Here is a 3,981-nt window from a genome sequence, read left to right on the forward strand (position 1 = left end):
TCCTTCACCAGCAGCACCCACTTCGTGAGCCCTGCTGTGTATGGCGTGATCTTGGCCGGTGTAACCTTTACCCCAGACCTGTGGCTTATCTTGAACGCGTTCTTCCTGTGGGGAATGGCATCTCATGCCTTTGGTGCAGTGCAAGATATTCAAGCGGACCGCGAAGGCGGACTGAAATCTATTGCCACCGTGATTGGTGCAGCGAACACGTCTCGCTTTGCGCTGGGTTGTTACGCGCTCGCCGGAGTGCTCATTCTCTCTGGCGCCTTCTTTACCGAGCCAACCTGGCCGTTCTGGGTTGCTTCTGTCACAGCCGTTCCCTACATCCTGATGGTGTGGCCATTTAGGAACCTCAGCGATGCTGACTGTGAGCAGGCTAACCGTGGGTGGAAGAAGTTCCTAGGTATTAACTTCTTTGCCGGCTTCGTCGTGACGATGCTGCTGATCTTCACCTGGTTGCACAGCTAATTCTTCACAGCTAATCAGACTTCAGAGTTTTCAACAGTCCCCCGGCTCACAGAGCTGGGGGACTCAGTCGTGCGGGAGAGTTCATCTCTGAGGTGAACAAATAAACCTCTTGAAATATATAACTCAAAGGTTGTATTATGAATTGGTCCATTGACACCACATTGATTGACCCTTGGTTGCATGATCTAGATCCAGACACCAAGGAGCTCATTACTGCGGCACTGATTCTTTTGGAACGAGACGGTCCTCGAATGGGGCGCCCTCTCGTTGATCGAATACATGGATCGCAGCATCACAACATGAAAGAACTGAGGCCGGGTTCAATCGGGCGGAGTGAAATACGAATTCTGTTTGTGTTTGATCCGGAACAGCGGGCCATTTTGTTAGTCGGCGGGGATAAATCTCAGTTGTGGAACAAGTGGTACCGACGAAGTATTTCTCAAGCAGACAAGTTGTATTCAGAGCACCTCAAGACGATGAAGGGCAAGAAACATGGGCGTTAGAGAAGAGTTTGATAAGAAGCATGGGCCGCTCAATCACGAGCGAGTGAACGAGCTTGTCGACAAACTAGAAGCTGAAATTCGCGCCTATCGCTTGAAAGAACTTCGTAAAGAACTCAACATCACCCAGGTCGAACTTGCTCAACTGCTTCACGTGAGTCAGAACCGCATCTCTCGTATTGAGCACGGTGACATTGAGAAGTCTCAGGTGGACACCCTGCGCAAGTATGTGGAGGCCGTAGGTGGAACACTCACCCTGGAGGTCCAGGTGGGGGATCGTAAGTTCCAGTTGGCTTAACTTCTCACTGAAGTTATGAGGGAACTGAGGGCTATCCCTTGGTTAAACATGGGAGCTAGCCCCTAGAAGGAATATTCTGGCAACATGAGGAACCCTGAGGATATGCGGCAGCTTGGTAAGCAGCAATCATTCCAACGGATTGATATTCGCACCCTATGGGCATGGGTTGGATCTCAGGCGGCTGTCGGCTTTCCGCTCATTATTTTCCTTGCGATCTACCCTGTCTTTATCGGATGGTTCCAGCCGCCTACGGCGGAGCTCTCGATTTCCATCAACTACCACCTGTTTGATTTGCTCAGCGGACTGGGAACAGCGGCTGGCGTTCTACTTCTCCGCTTTGTAGTTAAGTCCTTGGGTCAAGGAACTCTTCGGAGCAGCGTCATTGCGCTGGGCTGGTTTATTGCCGGCTATCTTGGCTCGCTTCTTCAATACGCCGTGGCGAAAAGTGCAGGGCCAATCTCGCCGATCTATGAGGAGCTCTTACCCGTTGGTGGCCTCTCTTTCTGGACGTTGAGTTTCTGTTTCACCATCCTGGCAAGTGTCATTGGTCAGAACAGACAGACTGCAAAAGAACTTGCGCAAGCAAAGACTCGCCTGGTCTTCCTCCAGAGCACGGTTGCTCAACAGGTCGCGGATGCTCAACAGCAATTACAGCGTGATGTTCAGGAAAAAATCAGCCCCGTCATTGAATCTCTGTCAGCTGAGGTTGAACAACTCAGTACCTCTCACAGCGACGACTCTAAATCTGCTGCCACCGGACAACTTCGCGCGGCAGCACTAGAACTCATCAGGCCATTGAGCCACGAACTCTATTCAGCAGATGCTGAAGTTCAGTTTGAGAACAGCCCTAACCAACTAGCTGGCCGAACTCGCGTGACGTTATGGGAAGTGCTCACACGAAAAATGAACGTCAATGTGATGTTCAATCCAGCACTTCCTGCCATCCTGATCCTCGCTTTCTTCAGTGCGTCCTATTACATCGTCGCGGGGTGGATGGGTGTGCTCGAAGGCTGCATGGCCACCACGGCCGTGGTTGTTGCAGCACTTGCTGGTTTGAACAGGCTGACCCGCGGACGCCAACTCAACGCTGTAGTGGTTCTCCTCATCGGAGTCGTAACCTCTCTGCTTTTAGCTGGTTTGTATCTGGTGTTTCCCGAAGCATTGAACGTGGGAATTCAAGCCGACTACCAAGCCTTCTTGGCAGTGGGTTCAGCCCTCCTGCTTCTGGGAACAACAGTGTTCTTCTTCCTCTACGACAACAGAATGTTTACTCTCAGTCGCACCAAAGAAGCCAATGACGAAAACGCTTCACTGGTCGCACGGTCACGTCAAGAGGTCTGGTTGCGTCAGAAGCAGATCGCCAAGATTGTCCACGGAAGTGTTCAATCCCGATTGAATGCAGCACGCATCAGACTCACCCAGGCAACCACAGTCACACCCGAACTCGTTGAGTCTGTCCTTTCTGATCTCGAGTCAGCGAGGCAAGAACTATCGCGAACACCAGCCGAGTCTGCGACTGACATCCAAGGCCAGCTCACAGAGCTCGCGGACTTCTGGCGCGGTGTGTGCACGTTCACATTCGAAGTAGATCACAACAGCCAGCAATCACTGAATGCAGATACCTCAGCAGCACAAGCTGTGATGGAAGTTGTTTCTGAGGGTGTGAGCAATGCTGTGAAGCACTCCCAGGCTCAGAAGGTGCAGCTCACCGTTACTCAAGTAAGTCCAGTATCTGTGATGGTGGAACTTGAACATGCGTCGCAAGAACGCTCAGTAGCTACAACAACGTCTGGTTTGGGAACACAGATCCTCAACCAGCTCACCCTCAACTGGTCGTTCACTCAGGACAATGGCACAGCACTACTTCAGGCTGAGATTCCTACAGCGAGACCAGCACAGTAAGTGCCTCAGCCTTTAGTGGGTTGAGCGCGGCGGAGCAATCTGGGACATGAACTCCCTCGCCGCTGAAACTCGTGCATTCATGTCTGCTGTCGAGTCCAGTCCCAGAGCTGTCAAAGTTCTCGTGATGAGACTCTCTGTTGCTTCGATGGAACGCTGACGGGCTTCTGCGATCTGCTGATTGGTCTTGCCTTCAGCAAGAAGACGAAGAGCCTGAATCTGTGAAGCAGATAACCGTGCCAATGGTCGGTCAGACCTTTTGTCATAGCGGTAGGCCTCGACATCGAGCTCAACCAGGACTGCATTCAATGCAGCAACCAGGACTGAGGAGTCTTCAATCATGTGCTTGTTCAGATAAGCAGCCTTGGGGTGAACTCTTGTGAGATCTTCACCAATAAATCGAGGGTCTGAATAGTTGGTGAGAAACACGATTCCCACTTCGTTGGCATCTGTGTTGAGAGTGGCGGCAACATCCAGACCAGAAGGTCCAGGACCTAAGTCAATATCCAGAACCACAGCATCGGGATCAACGGCATTGATTTGGCGGCGTGCATCTGCTGCAGAGCTTGCAGTGGAAACGAGGAAGCCCGCCTTCTCTAAATACTCCGCTAGGAGTGAGCGCATAAAGGAGTCATCTTCAACGACAACAACAGAGCGTTGAAAGAGGTCTTCAGGAGTTTTCTCCTCGGTACTTTCCATAAATACAGGCTAGGTGGTGGTTAGCCCTCGACGCAGAACAAATGAAGGGCTAGCCCTCAGTAGTTCGAAAAAGAACCCGTTCACGTGAGTGCCGACTGGGAACTTCCTGAAATGGCT

Annotated in this window: 5 protein-coding genes; 4 read left to right on the top strand and 1 reads right to left on the bottom strand. The window is 51.6% G+C overall.

Translation table 11 applies throughout. The annotated features are described in order from the left end of the window. From Q0362_RS03390 to Q0362_RS03405, 4 genes are all read left to right on the top strand, one after another. The coding region (locus Q0362_RS03390) for a UbiA family prenyltransferase (RefSeq protein ID WP_298119775.1) at positions 1 to 468 on the top strand (468 nt) is incomplete at its 5' end. A 137-nt stretch (positions 469 to 605) separates the two neighbouring features. Beyond that, the gene (locus Q0362_RS03395) at positions 606 to 971 is read left to right on the top strand and encodes a type II toxin-antitoxin system RelE/ParE family toxin (RefSeq protein WP_298119777.1); all 366 of its coding nucleotides are present in this window, start codon (positions 606 to 608) and stop codon (positions 969 to 971) included. Beyond that, positions 961 to 1,266: a helix-turn-helix transcriptional regulator gene (locus Q0362_RS03400; RefSeq protein ID WP_298119779.1), complete on the top strand. Its 306-nt coding sequence runs from the start codon at positions 961 to 963 to the stop codon at positions 1,264 to 1,266. Before Q0362_RS03395 ends, Q0362_RS03400 begins: the two co-directional genes overlap by 11 nt. Before the next feature lie 84 nt (positions 1,267 to 1,350). Then, positions 1,351 to 3,168 carry a hypothetical protein gene (locus tag Q0362_RS03405; protein ID WP_298119781.1) on the top strand — a complete coding sequence of 606 codons (1,818 nt, stop codon included), beginning with the start codon at positions 1,351 to 1,353 and terminating at the stop codon, positions 3,166 to 3,168. 12 nt (positions 3,169 to 3,180) lie between these two features. On the opposite strand, the gene Q0362_RS03410 is transcribed toward Q0362_RS03405, so the two are convergent. After that, positions 3,181 to 3,864: a response regulator transcription factor gene (locus tag Q0362_RS03410; protein WP_298119782.1), complete on the bottom strand. Its 684-nt coding sequence runs from the start codon at positions 3,862 to 3,864 to the stop codon at positions 3,181 to 3,183. Positions 3,865 to 3,981 lie beyond the last annotated feature (117 nt).

The organism is uncultured Aurantimicrobium sp. (genome assembly GCF_936931525.1).
In the GTDB taxonomy this organism is placed as follows: Bacteria; Actinomycetota; Actinomycetes; order Actinomycetales; family Microbacteriaceae; genus Aurantimicrobium.

Bases quoted from the DNA above. Each gene is read 5' to 3' on its own strand.
- Q0362_RS03395 (WP_298119777.1), top strand. From the start codon at position 606: ATGAATTGGTCCATTGACACCACATTGATTGACCCTTGGTTGCATGAT.
- Q0362_RS03400 (WP_298119779.1), top strand. From the start codon at position 961: ATGGGCGTTAGAGAAGAGTTTGATAAGAAGCATGGGCCGCTCAATCAC.
- Q0362_RS03405 (WP_298119781.1), top strand. From the start codon at position 1,351: ATGAGGAACCCTGAGGATATGCGGCAGCTTGGTAAGCAGCAATCATTC.
- Q0362_RS03410 (WP_298119782.1), bottom strand. From the start codon at position 3,864: ATGGAAAGTACCGAGGAGAAAACTCCTGAAGACCTCTTTCAACGCTCT.